18 protein-coding genes and 1 pseudogene are annotated in these 15,941 nt (G+C 35.5%); 10 read left to right on the top strand and 9 right to left on the bottom strand.

Annotation, left to right across the window (positions count from 1 at the left end):
* On the bottom strand, window positions 1–579 hold a 579-nt coding region (locus FLS47_RS18160; protein WP_149915737.1), incomplete at its 3' end, for a transposase.
* 220 nt (window positions 580–799) lie between these two features.
* On the opposite strand from FLS47_RS18160, the gene FLS47_RS18155 reads away from it, so the two are divergent.
* From FLS47_RS18155 to FLS47_RS18135, 5 genes are all read left to right on the top strand, one after another.
* Window positions 800–1,864 (top strand): hypothetical protein, encoded by a 1,065-nt coding sequence (locus FLS47_RS18155; protein WP_149915736.1) that lies wholly within the window; start codon window positions 800–802, stop codon window positions 1,862–1,864.
* 40 nt (window positions 1,865–1,904) lie between these two features.
* Window positions 1,905–2,990, top strand: a complete 1,086-nt coding sequence (locus FLS47_RS18150) for a hypothetical protein (RefSeq protein ID WP_149915735.1) — start codon at window positions 1,905–1,907, stop codon at window positions 2,988–2,990.
* Between the two features lie 6 nt (window positions 2,991–2,996).
* Window positions 2,997–3,725 (top strand): SDR family oxidoreductase, encoded by a 729-nt coding sequence (locus FLS47_RS18145; RefSeq protein WP_149915734.1) that lies wholly within the window; start codon window positions 2,997–2,999, stop codon window positions 3,723–3,725.
* Window positions 3,726–3,817: 92 nt separating this feature from the next.
* Entirely contained in the window at window positions 3,818–4,960 is a 1,143-nt protein-coding gene (locus FLS47_RS18140) for a glycosyltransferase family 4 protein (RefSeq protein ID WP_149915733.1), read from the top strand.
* A 9-nt stretch (window positions 4,961–4,969) separates the two neighbouring features.
* Entirely contained in the window at window positions 4,970–6,055 is a 1,086-nt protein-coding gene (locus tag FLS47_RS18135; protein WP_149915732.1) for a hypothetical protein, read from the top strand.
* Window positions 6,056–6,802: 747 nt separating this feature from the next.
* Here the strand turns inward: FLS47_RS18135 and FLS47_RS18130 are convergent.
* From FLS47_RS18130 to FLS47_RS18120, 3 genes are read right to left on the bottom strand one after another with little or no spacing between them, the layout of a single operon-like run.
* Window positions 6,803–7,066 (bottom strand): hypothetical protein, encoded by a 264-nt coding sequence (locus tag FLS47_RS18130; RefSeq protein WP_149915731.1) that lies wholly within the window; start codon window positions 7,064–7,066, stop codon window positions 6,803–6,805.
* 6 nt (window positions 7,067–7,072) lie between these two features.
* The gene (locus FLS47_RS18125) at window positions 7,073–7,552 is read right to left on the bottom strand and encodes a hypothetical protein (protein WP_149915730.1); all 480 of its coding nucleotides are present in this window, start codon (window positions 7,550–7,552) and stop codon (window positions 7,073–7,075) included.
* Between the two features lie 19 nt (window positions 7,553–7,571).
* Entirely contained in the window at window positions 7,572–8,702 is a 1,131-nt protein-coding gene (locus FLS47_RS18120) for a zinc-dependent alcohol dehydrogenase (RefSeq protein ID WP_223225421.1), read from the bottom strand.
* A gap of 221 nt (window positions 8,703–8,923) precedes the next feature.
* On the opposite strand from FLS47_RS18120, the gene FLS47_RS18115 reads away from it, so the two are divergent.
* Window positions 8,924–9,196 carry a hypothetical protein gene (locus FLS47_RS18115; protein ID WP_149915728.1) on the top strand — a complete coding sequence of 91 codons (273 nt, stop codon included), beginning with the start codon at window positions 8,924–8,926 and terminating at the stop codon, window positions 9,194–9,196.
* Between the two features lie 10 nt (window positions 9,197–9,206).
* The gene (locus tag FLS47_RS18110) at window positions 9,207–9,515 is read left to right on the top strand and encodes a hypothetical protein (RefSeq protein WP_149915727.1); all 309 of its coding nucleotides are present in this window, start codon (window positions 9,207–9,209) and stop codon (window positions 9,513–9,515) included.
* A gap of 176 nt (window positions 9,516–9,691) precedes the next feature.
* Here the strand turns inward: FLS47_RS18110 and FLS47_RS18730 are convergent, their stop codons facing one another.
* Both FLS47_RS18730 and FLS47_RS18725 read right to left on the bottom strand, forming a co-directional pair.
* Window positions 9,692–9,871, bottom strand: coding sequence for a hypothetical protein (locus FLS47_RS18730; protein WP_223225420.1), 180 nt, complete (start codon window positions 9,869–9,871; stop codon window positions 9,692–9,694).
* A gap of 39 nt (window positions 9,872–9,910) precedes the next feature.
* A pseudogene (locus FLS47_RS18725) lies at window positions 9,911–10,273 on the bottom strand (manganese catalase family protein); the annotation flags it as partial.
* A 399-nt stretch (window positions 10,274–10,672) separates the two neighbouring features.
* On the opposite strand from FLS47_RS18725, the gene FLS47_RS18100 reads away from it, so the two are divergent.
* Window positions 10,673–10,903, top strand: coding sequence for a hypothetical protein (locus FLS47_RS18100; protein WP_149915726.1), 231 nt, complete (start codon window positions 10,673–10,675; stop codon window positions 10,901–10,903).
* 71 nt (window positions 10,904–10,974) lie between these two features.
* Here FLS47_RS18100 and FLS47_RS18095 read toward each other — a convergent pair whose 3' ends face one another.
* A complete protein-coding gene (locus FLS47_RS18095) occupies window positions 10,975–11,631 on the bottom strand; it encodes a response regulator transcription factor (RefSeq protein ID WP_149915725.1) in 657 nt (218 codons plus the stop codon).
* 479 nt (window positions 11,632–12,110) lie between these two features.
* On the opposite strand from FLS47_RS18095, the gene FLS47_RS18090 reads away from it, so the two are divergent.
* On the top strand, window positions 12,111–14,267 hold the full coding sequence (locus FLS47_RS18090; protein ID WP_149915724.1) for an ATP-binding protein: 2,157 nt from the start codon (window positions 12,111–12,113) through the stop codon (window positions 14,265–14,267).
* A gap of 128 nt (window positions 14,268–14,395) precedes the next feature.
* Here the strand turns inward: FLS47_RS18090 and FLS47_RS18085 are convergent, their stop codons facing one another.
* Entirely contained in the window at window positions 14,396–14,899 is a 504-nt protein-coding gene (locus FLS47_RS18085) for a hypothetical protein (protein WP_149915723.1), read from the bottom strand.
* Window positions 14,900–15,179: 280 nt separating this feature from the next.
* Between FLS47_RS18085 and FLS47_RS18080 the strand changes: the two genes are divergently transcribed.
* Window positions 15,180–15,692, top strand: coding sequence for an RNA polymerase sigma factor (locus FLS47_RS18080; protein ID WP_149915722.1), 513 nt, complete (start codon window positions 15,180–15,182; stop codon window positions 15,690–15,692).
* A 36-nt stretch (window positions 15,693–15,728) separates the two neighbouring features.
* Here FLS47_RS18080 and FLS47_RS18075 read toward each other — a convergent pair whose 3' ends face one another.
* On the bottom strand, window positions 15,729–15,932 hold the full coding sequence (locus tag FLS47_RS18075) for a hypothetical protein (protein WP_149915721.1): 204 nt from the start codon (window positions 15,930–15,932) through the stop codon (window positions 15,729–15,731).
* Between the last annotated feature and the right edge of the window lie 9 nt (window positions 15,933–15,941).

The following is a 15,941-nucleotide window of genomic DNA, read 5'->3' as shown; positions in this document are numbered from 1 at the left end:
GTCAGGTAAATCATCCTCTGTTTTAGCAACGCTTTGAGCGTATTCCCAAATTTCTATTAATGCCTTCTTCATCTTCTCCTTATTGGTATGGATACTTTTCTTCCACACGAAGGTGTACTTGTTAGCATTGGCCTCAATTTTTGTCCCATCTACATAAACATCATCAATACTTAAAAGGCCCTCATCGGCCAATAGTTTTACTACTTCTTCAAAAATACTGCGTAATGCTTCTTTCAAGCGAACTCCACGAAATCTATTAATTGTATTATGGTCAGGAAAGCTCATGCCGCTTAACCACATAAAATTAACATTCTCTCGACATGCCATTTCCAATTTACGACTACTATAAATATTGCTAACGTAACCGAAAACAAGTACTTTCAATAACATTTGAGGATGGTAGCTAGAAGAACCTTTAATTTTATAGGCTTCCAATAACCCTTGAATATTAATTCGATTAATTACATCATTAACAATCCGAACTGGATGTGATTTGGAAACCAATTCATCCAGGCTTGGAGGAATTGCCATGATCTGGTCTTGATAATAAGGTTTAAAAACAGGTACTCTTTTGCTCATAAAACAATCTGATTGCAGCTTAAAGATATGAAAATCAGGTGATTAAAGCAAATAATATGAGTGATAAAATACAAAAAAGAGGCTGCCTATTTTGAGACAGCCTCTTTTGTATTTATTATTAATACCCTAAACGGTTCTAGAACATATTCATAAACTATCTATAGTATAACTTGTTCATACTTATAAGGGATGAAGATATGATAACAAGCTAAATTTACCTATGGATAAAAACTATATGACGCTGAATACAATGCAGTTATGCGCAGATTTAAAAAACAGCAATTATGTAGAATTACTTAACCAAACCTATACTGACTATTTCTTGCAACTCTTGTATTGCAACAATGAATTGCTTTTAAAAGTACATCTCCCAAACAAAAATATTCTAATCCAACGTCTTTATCAAGGCGCATTACCTAACGATATAAAATCAATACATTTTAATTCTAAATCAGATAATAAGGTAGAATTAGTATTTCCTGTCGTAGTAGGTACTATTCAGATAATATTATCCGTCGATCTATCTCAAGAAGAAACCATAATACTAAATACAAGCACTTATATTGACTGTCAAAAACAACATATTCACCAGCAAGAAGATCGTGAAGTATTATTATTAACAAATGATTATGATTTACCTAAAACTCCTACACAACACATCGAACAAATAGAAGGACGAAGTGGACATTGCTTTGTTGATTTCGGAAAGCAAACGTCAGGTTGTCTACTCTATTTTAAAGACCTAGGAGCAATCCAGCAGATAGCGGAATACACACATGTATCTTATTTGGACACCGTAAAGATAGAATGGCCTCAACTTGGTTTTAAATTCCCACGTGCTAAATTGCCATTACTACCAGGGGAGAACTATTGTGTCCAACAAACTTTTGTAGGTTACTCTAACCAAAAACCGCAAAATGCACGGCACGCATCCAATCTCTACATTCGTCTACTCTATCAAATCTATCCTAGTCTACAGAAACCCAAAAATAAGGTCGTAGATATACTTGAGAATGCGACTAAAACACTACAAGATCTTTACGAACATAAAGGCTGTTGGAAACAAGTGCAAGATGCAGCCTATCTCAATGCTTATGTTAATAGCTATGAAACTCCGCCCGAAAGTATGGTGCAAATGGCTGTATTAAGACCACTGTTTGAATACCATCAGCAATTTGGTACTTCGCTGTCTGAGCAAATCATCCGAGAGCTTACAATAAATATAGCTCGCTTTTACGACGAAGAGTTAGGTGTTATCCACCGTTGGCTACCTGCCGACTCTTAATTTACTAGATTTTGACGAGGAACAAAAACGTTCATTTATCATGGACAGTTGGTACTTACTCTATCCGGTGCTACAGTTAGCTTTCTTATTTGAACAAGGTTTTAAGGATAATATACTCGAAGAACAATTTCAAAAGTCTCTATTGTATATCCGAAGAGCAGCCAAAGCCTTTGATTACGATTGGCCAATTTTCTTCAACATCTATACCTTAGAAATATTAAAAGACGAAGGAAATCACGACGTATTTGGAGAAGTGGATACCGCTGGACTATACATTCAGATCATGCTCAAAAGCTATAAACTATACAACAAGAATGTGTATTTAACCGAAGCCAAACGTGCTGCCAACCAACTCAAATCTGTGGATTTAAATTCTATATACCAATCCAATAATGCAGCCTATACCGCAGAAGCTTTATTGGAATTATATGTCATGACTTCCAACAAAAAGTATTTGGAAATAGCTGAAGTATTTCTGGGTAATATTATACGCAATTGTGCGATTTGGGATATGAAGTATGGCAATGCCAAAGAAAGGGAAAGTTTTTTTGCACTATTTCCTTTACAAAGAACACTATATACAGCACCATTCGAAGAATACGAGACAGTAGCTATATTTAACCGAATAGTTCACCTTATACATCAAAAGAAAATATCCATTTCGCCATACCTACGATTTTTCATGAGCGAATACATACAGTACGCATTACACCGACTTCCTTATTATTTCCAACCATTTCTTCCCACAGACATATTCGCGGACAAAGCCAAGACGGGGTATGTAAATCCTACTATTAATATTCCAATTGAAGACCTGGGGGATGGATGGGAAGCAATTGGGCAAGTCGGACAAGAAGTATATGGAGCCGCACTTTTTCTCAACCTTTGTATTCATCACGTTGTTAAACTAGATGAGGATACCTATGTCGTTTCTACGCTTCCCTTGATACAGAACGGGAATAAACAAAAGCAAATACAAATACTGGGCGCTACAAGTCAAGAAGGCATTTTGTGGATTAGGACAAATTCAAATTCGATACAAGTAGAAATAAATAGGAAAAAACAACCCAACAAAGAGTACCATCAGATTAAAGCAGACGACACACTAAAATTCATACGTAAATAAATCATTATGGAAACTAAAAAAGTATTATTAACAGGCGGAACAGCTGGGATTGGAAGAGCTATAGCGTTATTACTAGCTCAACATGACTACACTATATTTCTTATCGGCAGAAGCGAAGAAAAGTTGGAAGATCTCAAAAAAGATATCGCGGTATTAGGATTAACGCATCGCTTCCACTTCTCACTTACGGATGTGACAAATCTTACAGCATTCGAACAACAAATAAAAGATTGGGATGCTGAATATGGTTCTTTTGATGTATTGGTAAACAACGCAGCTATTGGTTATGACGCTGTAGAAGGAAAATCCATTCAAGACTTACATTATCTATTGAATACCAACTTACTATCGTACATGTGGCTCTCCGGATTTGTTGGCGAAAAAATGAAACAAAAAGGTATCGAAGGCGAAATGATTCAAATAGGTTCAATGAGTGCGACCACGAAAGATGCAGAAAGCTCTGGCTATGTAGCGACTAAATCCGCAATACGTGGTTTCTCTGAAGCATTACGCAAAGAGCTTAATCCATCTAATATCCGTGTGACTTTAATTGAACCAGGCCTGGTAGGCTCGGATATGCAATCTACTACACCGGACGAAGAACGACTAAAACAAGCAGAAAAGACAATGTTGACAGCAGAAGACATAGCCAATGTAGTTCTCTTCGTCTTACAACAACCAAAGCGTGTAGACCTTTGCGAGATTAAAGTAAAACCGCTAAAACAAATTATTTAATATTTTAGTAATTATAACCTACAACTATTTGTCAATTTATTTGTTGTTAAGGTATTAGAACTATTGCACTAATATATTTTGTCAACACCACTATGAAAACGATCATACTATCGACGTATACACCTCAGAAGTGTGGCATTGCCACATTCGCTCATGACTTATACAAAAGCCTTAAAATAGCCAAAACAGACAACGTACACATTGCAGCTATTACTAATTGTGATTCCGTCAGCTTCCCCGAAGAGGTCGTATATAGCATTGAGAAGGATAAATTAAAAAGTTATGTTCAAGCTGCCAATTTTATCAATAGCAGCTATGATGTGTGTATTATACAGCACGAGTATGGTATTTTTGGTGGAGAAAGTGGCGATTATATTCTGACTTTGTGCAAATTATTACATATTCCCATCATTACTAATTTTCATACTATACTACCAAAACCTTCTGAAAAAGAGCGAATCGTCTTACAAGAAATCGGGCAAATAAGTAGTATGGTTACAGTGATGACCAATTGGGCGGTAAATATGTTGCATTCGATTTACAAGATTCCATTTCGTAAGATTGAAATGATTCCTCATGGTGTACCAGTTTTTGATTACAAACACGATTCCGCTAAAGAAAAACTTGGTTTGACTGGTAAGAAAGTATTATTAAGTTTTGGTTTCTTGGGGCGTGGCAAAGGCTTTGAGACAGCTATTGAAGCGGTTAAGGATGTTAAGGATGAAGATTTTAAATATCTCATCCTCGGTATCACCCATCCTAATGTAATCAAAGAAGAAGGTGAAGCCTATAGAAATCAGCTCATAAAGCGATGCCAGGAATTAAGCATCTCGGATAAAGTGCAATTCATCAATGAATTTGCAACCAATGAGCAGCTAGCCGAATATTTAACAGCCTGTGATATGTATGTCACACCTTACCCAAATGAAAATCAAATCAGCAGTGGTACACTCTCCTTTGCATTGGGTGCAGGAGCAGCAGTTATTTCTACCCCCTACCTGTATGCGAAAGATCTTTTGGCAGAGGAAAGAGGATTATTATTTGACTTCTGCGATGCCAAGCAACTTGCTAGAATCATCAATGAACTGGTACAAAATCCATTGACGCTAGCAAAATACAGAACTAATGCACGTGAGCATGGCGAAAAAATGCAGTGGCCAAATGTAGGAAACCGTTATTCCAAATTGATTGCAACAACATATACCAATAGTAGAAAATTATTCAAACGTGCTTAATCCATTCTTATGATATTAACTTCGCATCAACGTACATTTCAGCACTATCTAGAAATTCCATTTTATGCGCACGATACACAGATAGACTTAGCGCATATCCGACGCCTGACTAATCCAGTAGGTATCGCACAACACGCCAAATTTGCTACGCCCGATTATAACCACGGCTATTGTTTAGATGACAATTCGCGTGCGCTAATGCTAGCAGGACTTTCTAATCGTGTGTATCCGCATTCTTGCGACAAATTGATTGATACCTATCTAGCCTTTATTTATTATATGCAACGTGACAATGGCCAGTTTGGGAATTTCTTAGCATTTGATCATCAATTCTTAGACAAATATGGTACTCAAGATGCTTTTGGACGCACAATATGGGCTCTAGGTAGCCTTATGTATAATGACGATCGTAAGCATGTACAACAATTGTTAAAGGAAATAATAGACAAGGCATACACGCACTTCTCCGACATAAAGTCTATAAGAGCTGCCGCTTACGCGTTGTGTGGATTGGTTTATATGTTTCACTCGAAACAATACAAAAAGGATTTAATTCAAGAGATTTACCTCTTAGCAGATTTTATCAGTAATGAATACGAGAAATCAGCTACAGATGAATGGCTATGGTATGAGGAAATTATCAGTTATGATAATGCCATTATTCCATACAGCTTAATGCTTACAAAAGGCATATTGTTAGAGGAGAAGTACCTCATATATAGCCTTGAAAGCGCTGCTTTTTTAGATGAAATTATATTCAAAAATGATAAATTAGAGTTGATTGGTAATGCAGGTTGGTATAAAAAGAACGGTTCAAAATCTTGTGTCGGGGAACAACCTATCGAGATACCATCTCTTATACTGATGTACCATAAACTAGCGGAAATAAACAATGCTCCAAAATTTTATGGTAAAGCCAAAGATTGCTTTAATTGGTTCTATGGTAATAACAGATTGAATGCCGTAATCTATGATGCCTCTACTAAAGGTTGCCGCGATGGCATAGATAAGGATGCAGTGAATCAAAATCAAGGAGCTGAAAGCACTATTAGCTATTGGTTAGCGCATACCTATATTCATTACGAGATCTATTAAAATTATAATTCGAATAAAAAACACGCTCTCTCTCTTTACTATATAAAGGCGATAAAACTTGGTTTTTAACGCCTTTTTTATTTAATTTAAATATATGTCATTGTATTTTCCTTATATAGATCAATTATAATACTATATATCTTCTCCATTAGAAAATGTATCACTTTAAACCTCATAATTTAGTAATAACTTTCTAAAGTGACATTTAATTTTACAATATCAAAGACTACATCAATACTTCGATTTATTAACATCAAAGGAAAGTCGTAAAAATCGTATGAAAGAATTTGACCGAAATTGATCACGAATGATTGAGAATGATACTACCTGACAGCGTTTGACCGAAATTGAACACTTTCACAAATTTTGTTCGGGTGTACTTCGGGTGTACTTCGGAAAAATGGACTTTATTCCGAACAAGTATCGAAGGAAACCCCAATAAGTTATAAAGTATGATATATGTTTAGTCATCAATCTATTGGTCCAAAGGGAAAATAGTTAATTTATTACTGATTCATTCTTTATTGTATCAATTGGGATTTAGCACCTAATTATGGCATTAAGAAAGTACTTCAACTATTATTTTAAATATATCGCTATATTCAACCTTACAGTGATTAATCGTGATTTTAGTTAGAGAATCTTACGATATTACGGTAAGAAAAAATACATATAACCAAAAAGATTAGACTAATAAAAGCCTAATCTTCTAATTAAAGATTAAGATGTGATTATAGTTAGAAAAAACTATTCATCTGAAGAATAAAAGCATACATCTTCGTCATTGTAGGTATTACGAAAACACACAGATAGACGATCTTTCATTCCATGCAATAATTCATAACAAGGGTTATTCTCATATTCGCGCTGAATTGATTTTAACAAATACAAGACCTCATCCTGATCTTCGCATTCCTGGTACACGACTTCATTGAATGTAAGATCAAACTTTCCCTTAGTACTTTTTATAATCTTAAATCTGTGTATGGTATCTAAATACATGACTGCCATATGCTTCTATTTATTACTAAAAATTCGTCTTACTGCCAAAACGGCAGCGAGTGTACCTAGAGCACAAAACGCTGTCTTTTTAAACAAAGTAGCCTTATCATATTTCCACAATGCTCGTCCTCCCATCTCGACGAAAAGATTGGGTATATGACCATTCTTTACATCTTTCAACAACACTTCAACTACATTGATACGATCAGCCAATAGAAGTGGCAACCAATGACGGTACCGCGATTCGCTATGTTGAAAAGCATACCTACGCAGCTGACCACTCAGCCCTGATGGAGGCAAAGTCTCGCCGAATACCGCACTGTAGTGTGGACGCTCAATGGATTGTAATATCTCGACACGTGCTATTTGCTGTTCGGGCCGAGAAGGTACTTGCGTAAACATGCGGTTACGCATCGGATAAGTTGGGTCATTTTCTACATTCTCGTCTATAGCCCAACTATCTTTTATAGGGGTATCTGTTGTTACTACATTCATAGTCTTTAAGTTTTAAGAGTTATACAATGATTACAGGCTTAATACATTCATCTAATTTTGAAGAAAATATTCGGTACGCATCTGGAATTTCTTCCAGTGAAAACCGATGTGTAATTATATCTTTTGGGCTCAATACGCCTGATTGTACATGCTCAATTAAACGAGGCAATAAGCGTTTGACAGATGTCTGATTGGCACGAATTGTAATCCCTTTATTCACTACATTACCGATTGGCACCAAATTGTCTGTAGGACCATAAACTCCAACAATAGAAACGATTCCACCCTTTTTGACGGAATTCACTGCCCAATGTAATGCTGTAGCAGCTCCTGCTTGCAACAGTAGTTTCTTACCTGTAATAGTTTGCATGGCATTTCCGCATGCATCCGAACCTACGGCATCGATACATACATCGGCACCCAGCCAATTCGTAACATGCTTGATAAATAAAACAGGATCTTCAATGGATCTAAAATTATAAACTTCGCAATTGGCGTATTTCTTTACAAAATCAAGCCTATATTCCAAATGATCTATAACAATTACACGTTCAGCGCCGAAAAGCCATGCACATTTTGCAGCCATAATACCTATTGGCCCTGCACCGAATACAACTACAGTATCTCCCTTTTGTATTCCGCCCATTTGTGCTGCTTGATAACCCGTCGGGAGTACATCGGTCAATAGAAGTGCGTCTTCCTCATCCATATGCTCTGGAATAACGGTGGGACTTACATCTGCATAAGGGACACGCACAAACTCCGCTTGTCCGCCATCATAGCCGCCTGCAATATGCGAATAACCAAATATACCTCCTGCTGCTGTAGCCATCGTATTGGATTCATGGCAGTTGGCAAATAAGCCTTGCACACAAAAAACACATTCACCACATGCGATATTGAATGGCACCAATACTTTATCACCAACTTTTAAGTTAGTCACGCCACTACCGAGTTCACGCACAATACCTATGAACTCATGTCCAAATGTACTTCCCACTCGTGTATCTGGAACCATACCGTGGTATAAGTGTAAGTCTGAGCCACATATACAAGCTCTTGTCACCTGTACAATCGCATCTCTCGGGTGTAAAATTTCGGGCATTGGTTTCTCATCGACTCGGATGCGAAAAGGCCCTCTATAGTTCATTGCTTTAATAGGCAGAGTTTTTAATTTCTAGTGTGTATGATTACCGATTGAACCAGCTGATACCCCTACCTGTTGATACGTTTTACAAAAGGCGTATTAATTAAGCATTTTATCCGTATTTATACGATTAGGTAATTATTACCTGTTAACCTATTTCATTTCAACGATTATCCACAGGAAGTGTTAGCTATTTATTCATTGTGAACTAAATACTTAAGCATATGAGCAAGATTCCAGAACAACTAGTCGGTAAATCCTTAGATTATTCAAGAGAATTAACTTTGCCGAATGAAACAATGGCATATAATCGCTATAGAGAAATCGTCAAAAAACTTATTGATGTAAATGCTTGGCAACAAATCGCTGTGGGATTATCTGCAGAATTTGTAATAGTTAATGAGAAAAAAGAAGTACAAATGCGTTTGGTAAAGAAAAATGACTTTATACGAATTGATATACCGGGGGCCTGGCAGTCCCTCGGCCGGTGGATATGATTATGTAAAAGTGACCTCGCTTGATCAATACGATCATCAAAACAAAAGGAAAACCTTTCTCTCCCTACAACCAAGTCCTGACCCAAGCACTTTGGGGGATGATGCAGCACATTTTTTCAAGAAATATACTTCTTCCAATATTGTGATCAAGCAAGAAGGAAATAGTGTTAGCTTACATTATGCGGGTAGAAATGAAGTCATAAATACAGAAACAGAAAATGTACTAGATAACATACGTAATTTCTTGGTGGGCTTAGGCGCGAAACTGGGGGCTTCTTACCCACAATGGAAAGCATTGATTGATGGTTTAGCAAAGTAAAATATTAAGCATACGGATTATAGAATAGCAATTATTTATACGTATACCACTCAATCCTACTATATTTATTTACAACAAGTTTAATGATCCAATACATAAATGAAGCCCCTGAATAGCATCAGGGGCTTGTTGTTCCCTAGGAACTAGAGGAACTATAAAAACACAGACACATTTTATTATCCTTCTGGGTTCCGTGGATTTGGACCAGCTTTATCTTCCATATCCTTCAAGGTTTTTTCCTTAAACTCTTCAAAGGCATCCGCTAATTTTTGCAATTCAGGATCTAAGCCTGGCGCAAATTCTTCTGGTAGTTCCGGTGCTATTGGATTAGGGAAGGACTCCCGCGGTTCAGCCATCGTCACCAGTTCAGTCCCATCATTAGACGGAGAGGAACCTTATATTTGATCCATCATCGACCCATCTAAACGGAAAGTGTATTGCTCACGATGTATGCCTTGATCCATGAGTTTACGTACTTCTGGGAATTGTGAAGCATCAAATTTGGGTACAGGCAACACTTTAGCCCAATTGACATCCAGTGTTTCTAGCGCTTTAGCAAAAGCCATTTGATGTGCTTCATCACGCACAATTAAGAAAGAAATAGTGGATCGCAAAGTTTTATTGCGGGATATTTGATAGATACGGGATATTTGAAGACGACCAGTAGCTTCTAACACCAGATTGTCCATAAGATCAAGTACCAAGTTCCCGTGATTGTATACATAAGAGCCACTCCACGGGTTTCCCGCGGCATCAACAGGTAACGCGCCTTATGCACCCATAATGAGATGATGTGGGTTTTGTTGCTCTTTAGCCATTTCCATCACAGGAACACCTGACCATCTTCTGCTGTATTGTTATTATTCGAATTTGAACAGGCAACCAATCCACTTAGGAACAATGTGGTGCCGATAATTAAAAATAGATTTTTCATACGTTGTGTTTTAGTGATTACTAAATAATTCTTTTCTTACAACTTAAAATATAGATAATCATAACGTTGAGTTAACTAAAAATAATGTAATTCAATCGGGTGAATGGGGTTTTTACGGTGTTGGCGCATTTATACTTGTTTTATAAATATCTTGAACACAATAAATTGAGGGCTGTTAGTTATTAAAGAATATTATTTTTTTTCACACATAAACATTAATATTATGGCACTAACAACTCCAAACGAAGGTCAGACGACCAAACAAATTGAACAACAGACTTCAAAGCTTCCTTCTACAACATATCTGGCCGTAGCCGTAACAGCAATGGTCGCATCAGCTACATTGAAATGCTTATGTAGAGATAAGGATGCACTATTTATTGGCCAATGGGTAGCGCCATTTTTGTTATTCGGCATTTATAATAAAATCGTGAAAACTGAAGGACACGATTAATTCGATTTATTAAAGGTAACTAAATGAAAATCGCCATCAACAATTAATGTGATGGCGATTTCTATAAATAGTTAGTTGACCATATGATGTTGTACAGCAAACTTTATAAGTTCTGCTGAATTTTTGACTTTTACTTTGGTGATTAGACTTTGCCGATGTCCTTCTACAGTTCTTTTGCTTAAGAAAAGTTTATCTGCGATTTCCATATTTGTATAGCCTTCACTGATCAATTGTAGGACTTCTATTTCTCGTTCTGAAAGGTCAAGCTCCATATCAACTTCTTTTTTCAGTATTGCCGATGAAGAAGATGAGGAAAGAATATTTAACATCAACATAGTTAATTCTTCACAGACATATCGTCCCCCGCTTGCCACATGTTTCACTGCGAAGATCAATTCGTTGTAGCCCACGTTTTTCACTAAGTAACCTTTAGCGCCACGTTCGAAGGCATCAATAACTTGATCAATGGTATTCAGCATCGATAATAATATTACCTTAATATTTGGATACTTTTCGGACAAATATGTTGTGACCTCAAGCCCATCCATCAATGGCATGTTGATATCAGATAGTATGACATCAGGCTGTAAACCACCCCTGAGTAAAGACATAAGTTCACTCCCATCTCGCGCCTCACTTATAATTTCTATTTCCCCCGAAGAATCCAATAATAGTTTAATACCATTTCTTACTACCAAATGATCCTCAACTAAAATAACTTTAATCATACAAAGAATTATTAATTAGGCTTGTTTTTCATAGATGACAATTTTAACAACAAAAATTTTGCCAAATTCTCTGTTATATGCGCGCAATCAAACTTTTCAGGTAATTTAAACTACACAAAGTTTGAAAACTTAACTGTTGCTAAATAAACAACTCTATAACAACACAATAAAGGGCAATTATTAACTAAAAATAAACTTAAAATTTCAAAAAATGGTATAAATACACAATCCCAAGTATTAATACGGTATTTTTGAGTAACTTAACACCGTAAACAAAATAATATTTCACCACAAACAACAAAAGCTCTCAATAAAATAATTATAAAAACAATAAATTACCCCTTCAAACACTAAAGACTACAAAGCCTATATTTTTATACTTAAAAACTAAAATTACACCCTAAGTTAATTTCCATTGAGATTTCGTAGATGTATTGAAATATAATATCTTTATGTATTACATCACCTAATACACAGCTTTGGACACTATAAGAATTCAGAAATTCGGGCATTTAATTGTTTTAGATCTTAACTTAAAGATTACGGGCATCTCTCAAAATTTATTTTCTGAATTTGATATTTTACCAGAAAATATTTTAAACACTTCTGCGGAAGATCATTTTAAAAAAATATTTTCCAGACTAAGTTCTTTTAATAAGGTGAAGAGCGTCATAGAATCCTATGTAGAAGGTAATTCTCCGCTATCAGTAATCACCTGTAAGATAAATAGCAAGCCGTACTACTTAAAAATAAGCAAGCAAGATAACCACATTCATATTGAAGTAGAACGTCAGGTCAAAAAACATATTTCGACAAGTGATCTTAATGAAATAGGTTTTTTATTTGACAGTAACCATCACAAGAACTGGAAGCTTGTATGTAAAGCTATAAACAAGATAATTCAATTTGACAGAGTATTCGTTCTACAAGTCCTAGAAACGGGCAATTGTAGTATTATAGCTGAAAACGGTCATATATCCTCAGAGCCTCTTGAAAACAAATACTTTTCGAAGGATTTTCTTCCCGAGGTGCTAATTGAACATTTCAAGCATTCACCGTATCGATTCTTGGCGAATGTCAATGAGCAACCCCAGAATTTCTATACCATTGATCAAAATATAGATTTAAAATCAACCCAACTGATATGCCTTCCTGACCTCACAGCTGAATATTATCAATTCATAGGCATAAAAACAGCACTCTTTTTTCCACTCTACCTAAGAGGAAAATTTTGGGGAATGGTCATAGCGCAAAACATTAAGGAAAAGCATGTAGACTTACAGACCAGAAAGATATGCACCTTTATTGTGCAAAATGCAATGAGTAAGTACGAAATGTTCATTCAAAAAGGTTTGATTGACATAAATATGCAAGTTCAGCAATTTCAGGATTCATTGATCAAGCGATTGTCTTTCCATAAAACTATAAACTGTGCATTGGTCGAAAGCATGGACAACTTGCGCTGGATGCTAAGGGCGGATGGGATCGCTATCTATAATGAAGGAGATCTTTTCATCAAAGGCGAGACTCCTTCTACCGAAACCTGTTTTGAAATAATCAATTACTTGCAGCAAAACAGTGATTTAACAGTATTTATTGATCATAACTTTAAGAAAAACCATAAAGATAATTTTAAGAAATCATTGCCATTCGCGGGCTTACTTGCTTACAACGTAGACATCAACAAGGATTATTACATCATTTGGTTTCGAAATGAAACAATTTCAACAGAAACAAAGATGATGACAAGTGAAAAAAGCCCCTATACTTTTGATGTATATGAAGAGACCATTTACGAAACGGCCATTCCTTGGAATGAAGAAGAATTAAACCTCTTAGATGGATTAAAAAACACGCTTAATCATTCGATGATGCAAAAGCTCATAGAAAATAAAGATTTAGCCAATACTCTTTCACAACTCAACAATGAGTTGGAAATGTTTACCTATACCCTATCTCACGATTTAAAAAATCCTTTATCTGTATTGAAGATGGGTATTGATTTTCTTAAATCAAAAAATGGAAACATCAACGAAAACCAAAAAGAGAAATGGTTTAGTACCATCACTATGGGTTTACAAAATATTCAGGATATAATTGATAACATCGTCAATCTTTCTAAGGATAAAATCAATAAAATAAGTAAAAATACTATACCGCTAAAATACATGCTTCGTAAAATAGTGGAAGAAACGAAGCTGGCTTATGAAGATGATAAATGTGAGGTAACATTTGGTAAGCTCCTTCCTGTATGGGGTGAGAAAAGTGCAGTATATCAGATATTCACAAATGTGCTTAGTAACGCTATAAAATACAGCCAACAATTGGATAAACCAAAAATACATGTATCGAGTAGTATAGTAGATAATTACGTCTGCTATGAAGTCAGAGACAATGGTATTGGGATACCAGAAGAAGATCTCAGTCATATATTTGAAATGTTTGGTCGCGCTATGAATACCGACAACTATAAAGGAAGTGGTATTGGTTTGTCTCTGGTGAAACGTATTATCGAAAGGTTCGAGGGTGAAATTCAAGTAAACTCTGTGGTGGGTGTAGGAACTACCGTAATAATGAAATTTCCTATGGTAATGGATTTTCCTAAAGTTATTTTGGATGCTTCGGAAACATCTTAATATACTAACGGCGTCTTAAAAAAGAAAAAGAAATTAAGACACCGTCGGTTATCAATTAAAACCTAAACGTAATAATATTTGGATAAATTTATTCGAATTCTATTAGCGGTCGATTTAGATTTTAGCTATTATTGAACAGCATTTGTTTCATCAAGCATATATTTCATATCGTCCACAAAACACATCATTTGCAAATAAGAATCAAGTGTATACATATGTAAAGAAGCAAGTTCACGATCTTCTAATATTTGTAGGTAGAATTTCTTTTGATTATGTAAATTGGTCAATAATTTATCGGCTAAATGATCAGTATATGTAGTACTATCTTGAAAACGTACTTTTACATCTTCATTTATCTCTTCATAAGTAGCCATTGTCAAATTAAGCTCTTTATTCGTACACAAACCAAGCAATTCAGGCTGACTTTCCGCATAGAAAAATTTGATTTTCTCACAAATCATATTGGTATTTTCGCAATGCGAGCTATGTAGGATTTTCTCTAATAAAAGTAATCCCTCTGTTCGTTGGTAAATTATTTCCTCCAGTGCTATTGATTCCTTCAGATTTTTCTTAGGGGCATTCGAGCACGATATCAAAAACAAACTTCCTAGTAAATAAATAATCAATCTCATACCTATCAGATTTTATACTAGAATAACATGTTAGGATAGTTTATGTTGTAGGCGATAACCTACATTTTAGCAAAAGCAGTAAAAAAACAAAAGCTTTACACTTTACACTAGATTTAAGTGCGTATAAATACGCAGTAACCCATATTGAATTGCGATAAATCTCTATTTAGAGGAAATATCTACTTTTTATCATTTAGTAAGTACCTGAATGACATCAAATCAGAAATATATGCACTGTTTTTGTAAGTACTTATGCAGCAACTATTAAATACATACATCTATGAAAGACAAAGCATTTAACACCCAACTACTAGAGTATCAGCGCATCCTAAAAGGCTTAGCAAAGAAATTTACTAAAGATCAAGAAGCTATTAATGATCTAGTACAAGAGACGTTTATTCGTGCGTTGAAATACATGGATCAATTTTTTGACAATCCACGCGTCGTATCATGGCTTTTTGTAATCATGCGCAATATTTATATAAACCAATACAAACGTCTGAGTTATCAGCAAAACTACGATGACATCAGTATGTATTATTACAACCACAGTTTATCCTCAGAGCCTTATACAGAGGATAGTTCAGATAAGAGAATGATGTTGGGGGACATTTCTAAAATTATCGCAGAACTACCAGTTGCACACGGTGAAATGTTTAATAATTATATCGATGGTTATAAATACAGAGAGCTTTCTGAAATGTACGGTATTCCCGAAGGAACAATCAAATCACGAATACATATCATTCGTAAGACACTTCAAAAAAGATTAAAAGTAAAATACGCGAGTTAGTAAAAATGGTGTTCCTGTTGAACACCATTTTTGTTTTTAGTCATTCTTTTCTTTGGGCATATCAGTTGGATCATTGGGCATGTCATTCAGCTGCTCAACTTGAGGATCAACACCAGCTTCGGCATCACCATCCAATTTAATATCGCGATCAATTTCTTTGTGACCATCTTTTGTTAAAATTTCTTTTTTCTTTTTTTGCATATCCCTACCCAGAGGTTTATCTTCATGTATCGTAGCCATATTATGTGA

It is taken from the genome of Sphingobacterium cavernae (assembly GCF_008520265.1).
GTDB lineage: Bacteria > Bacteroidota > Bacteroidia > Sphingobacteriales > Sphingobacteriaceae > Sphingobacterium > Sphingobacterium cavernae.
Note: the sequence above shows the minus strand (reverse complement) of the source record. Positions and strands in the feature narration are given on the sequence as shown.

Bases quoted from the DNA above. Each gene is read 5' to 3' on its own strand.
- FLS47_RS18155 (WP_149915736.1), top strand. From the start codon at position 800: ATGGATAAAAACTATATGACGCTGAATACAATGCAGTTATGCGCAGAT.
- FLS47_RS18150 (WP_149915735.1), top strand. From the start codon at position 1,905: ATGGACAGTTGGTACTTACTCTATCCGGTGCTACAGTTAGCTTTCTTA.
- FLS47_RS18145 (WP_149915734.1), top strand. From the start codon at position 2,997: ATGGAAACTAAAAAAGTATTATTAACAGGCGGAACAGCTGGGATTGGA.
- FLS47_RS18140 (WP_149915733.1), top strand. From the start codon at position 3,818: ATGAAAACGATCATACTATCGACGTATACACCTCAGAAGTGTGGCATT.
- FLS47_RS18135 (WP_149915732.1), top strand. From the start codon at position 4,970: ATGATATTAACTTCGCATCAACGTACATTTCAGCACTATCTAGAAATT.
- FLS47_RS18130 (WP_149915731.1), bottom strand. From the start codon at position 7,066: ATGGCAGTCATGTATTTAGATACCATACACAGATTTAAGATTATAAAA.
- FLS47_RS18125 (WP_149915730.1), bottom strand. From the start codon at position 7,552: ATGAATGTAGTAACAACAGATACCCCTATAAAAGATAGTTGGGCTATA.
- FLS47_RS18120 (WP_223225421.1), bottom strand. From the start codon at position 8,702: ATGAACTATAGAGGGCCTTTTCGCATCCGAGTCGATGAGAAACCAATG.
- FLS47_RS18115 (WP_149915728.1), top strand. From the start codon at position 8,924: ATGAGCAAGATTCCAGAACAACTAGTCGGTAAATCCTTAGATTATTCA.
- FLS47_RS18730 (WP_223225420.1), bottom strand. From the start codon at position 9,871: ATGGCTGAACCGCGGGAGTCCTTCCCTAATCCAATAGCACCGGAACTA.
- FLS47_RS18100 (WP_149915726.1), top strand. From the start codon at position 10,673: ATGGCACTAACAACTCCAAACGAAGGTCAGACGACCAAACAAATTGAA.
- FLS47_RS18095 (WP_149915725.1), bottom strand. From the start codon at position 11,631: ATGATTAAAGTTATTTTAGTTGAGGATCATTTGGTAGTAAGAAATGGT.
- FLS47_RS18085 (WP_149915723.1), bottom strand. From the start codon at position 14,899: ATGAGATTGATTATTTATTTACTAGGAAGTTTGTTTTTGATATCGTGC.
- FLS47_RS18080 (WP_149915722.1), top strand. From the start codon at position 15,180: ATGAAAGACAAAGCATTTAACACCCAACTACTAGAGTATCAGCGCATC.
- FLS47_RS18075 (WP_149915721.1), bottom strand. From the start codon at position 15,932: ATGGCTACGATACATGAAGATAAACCTCTGGGTAGGGATATGCAAAAA.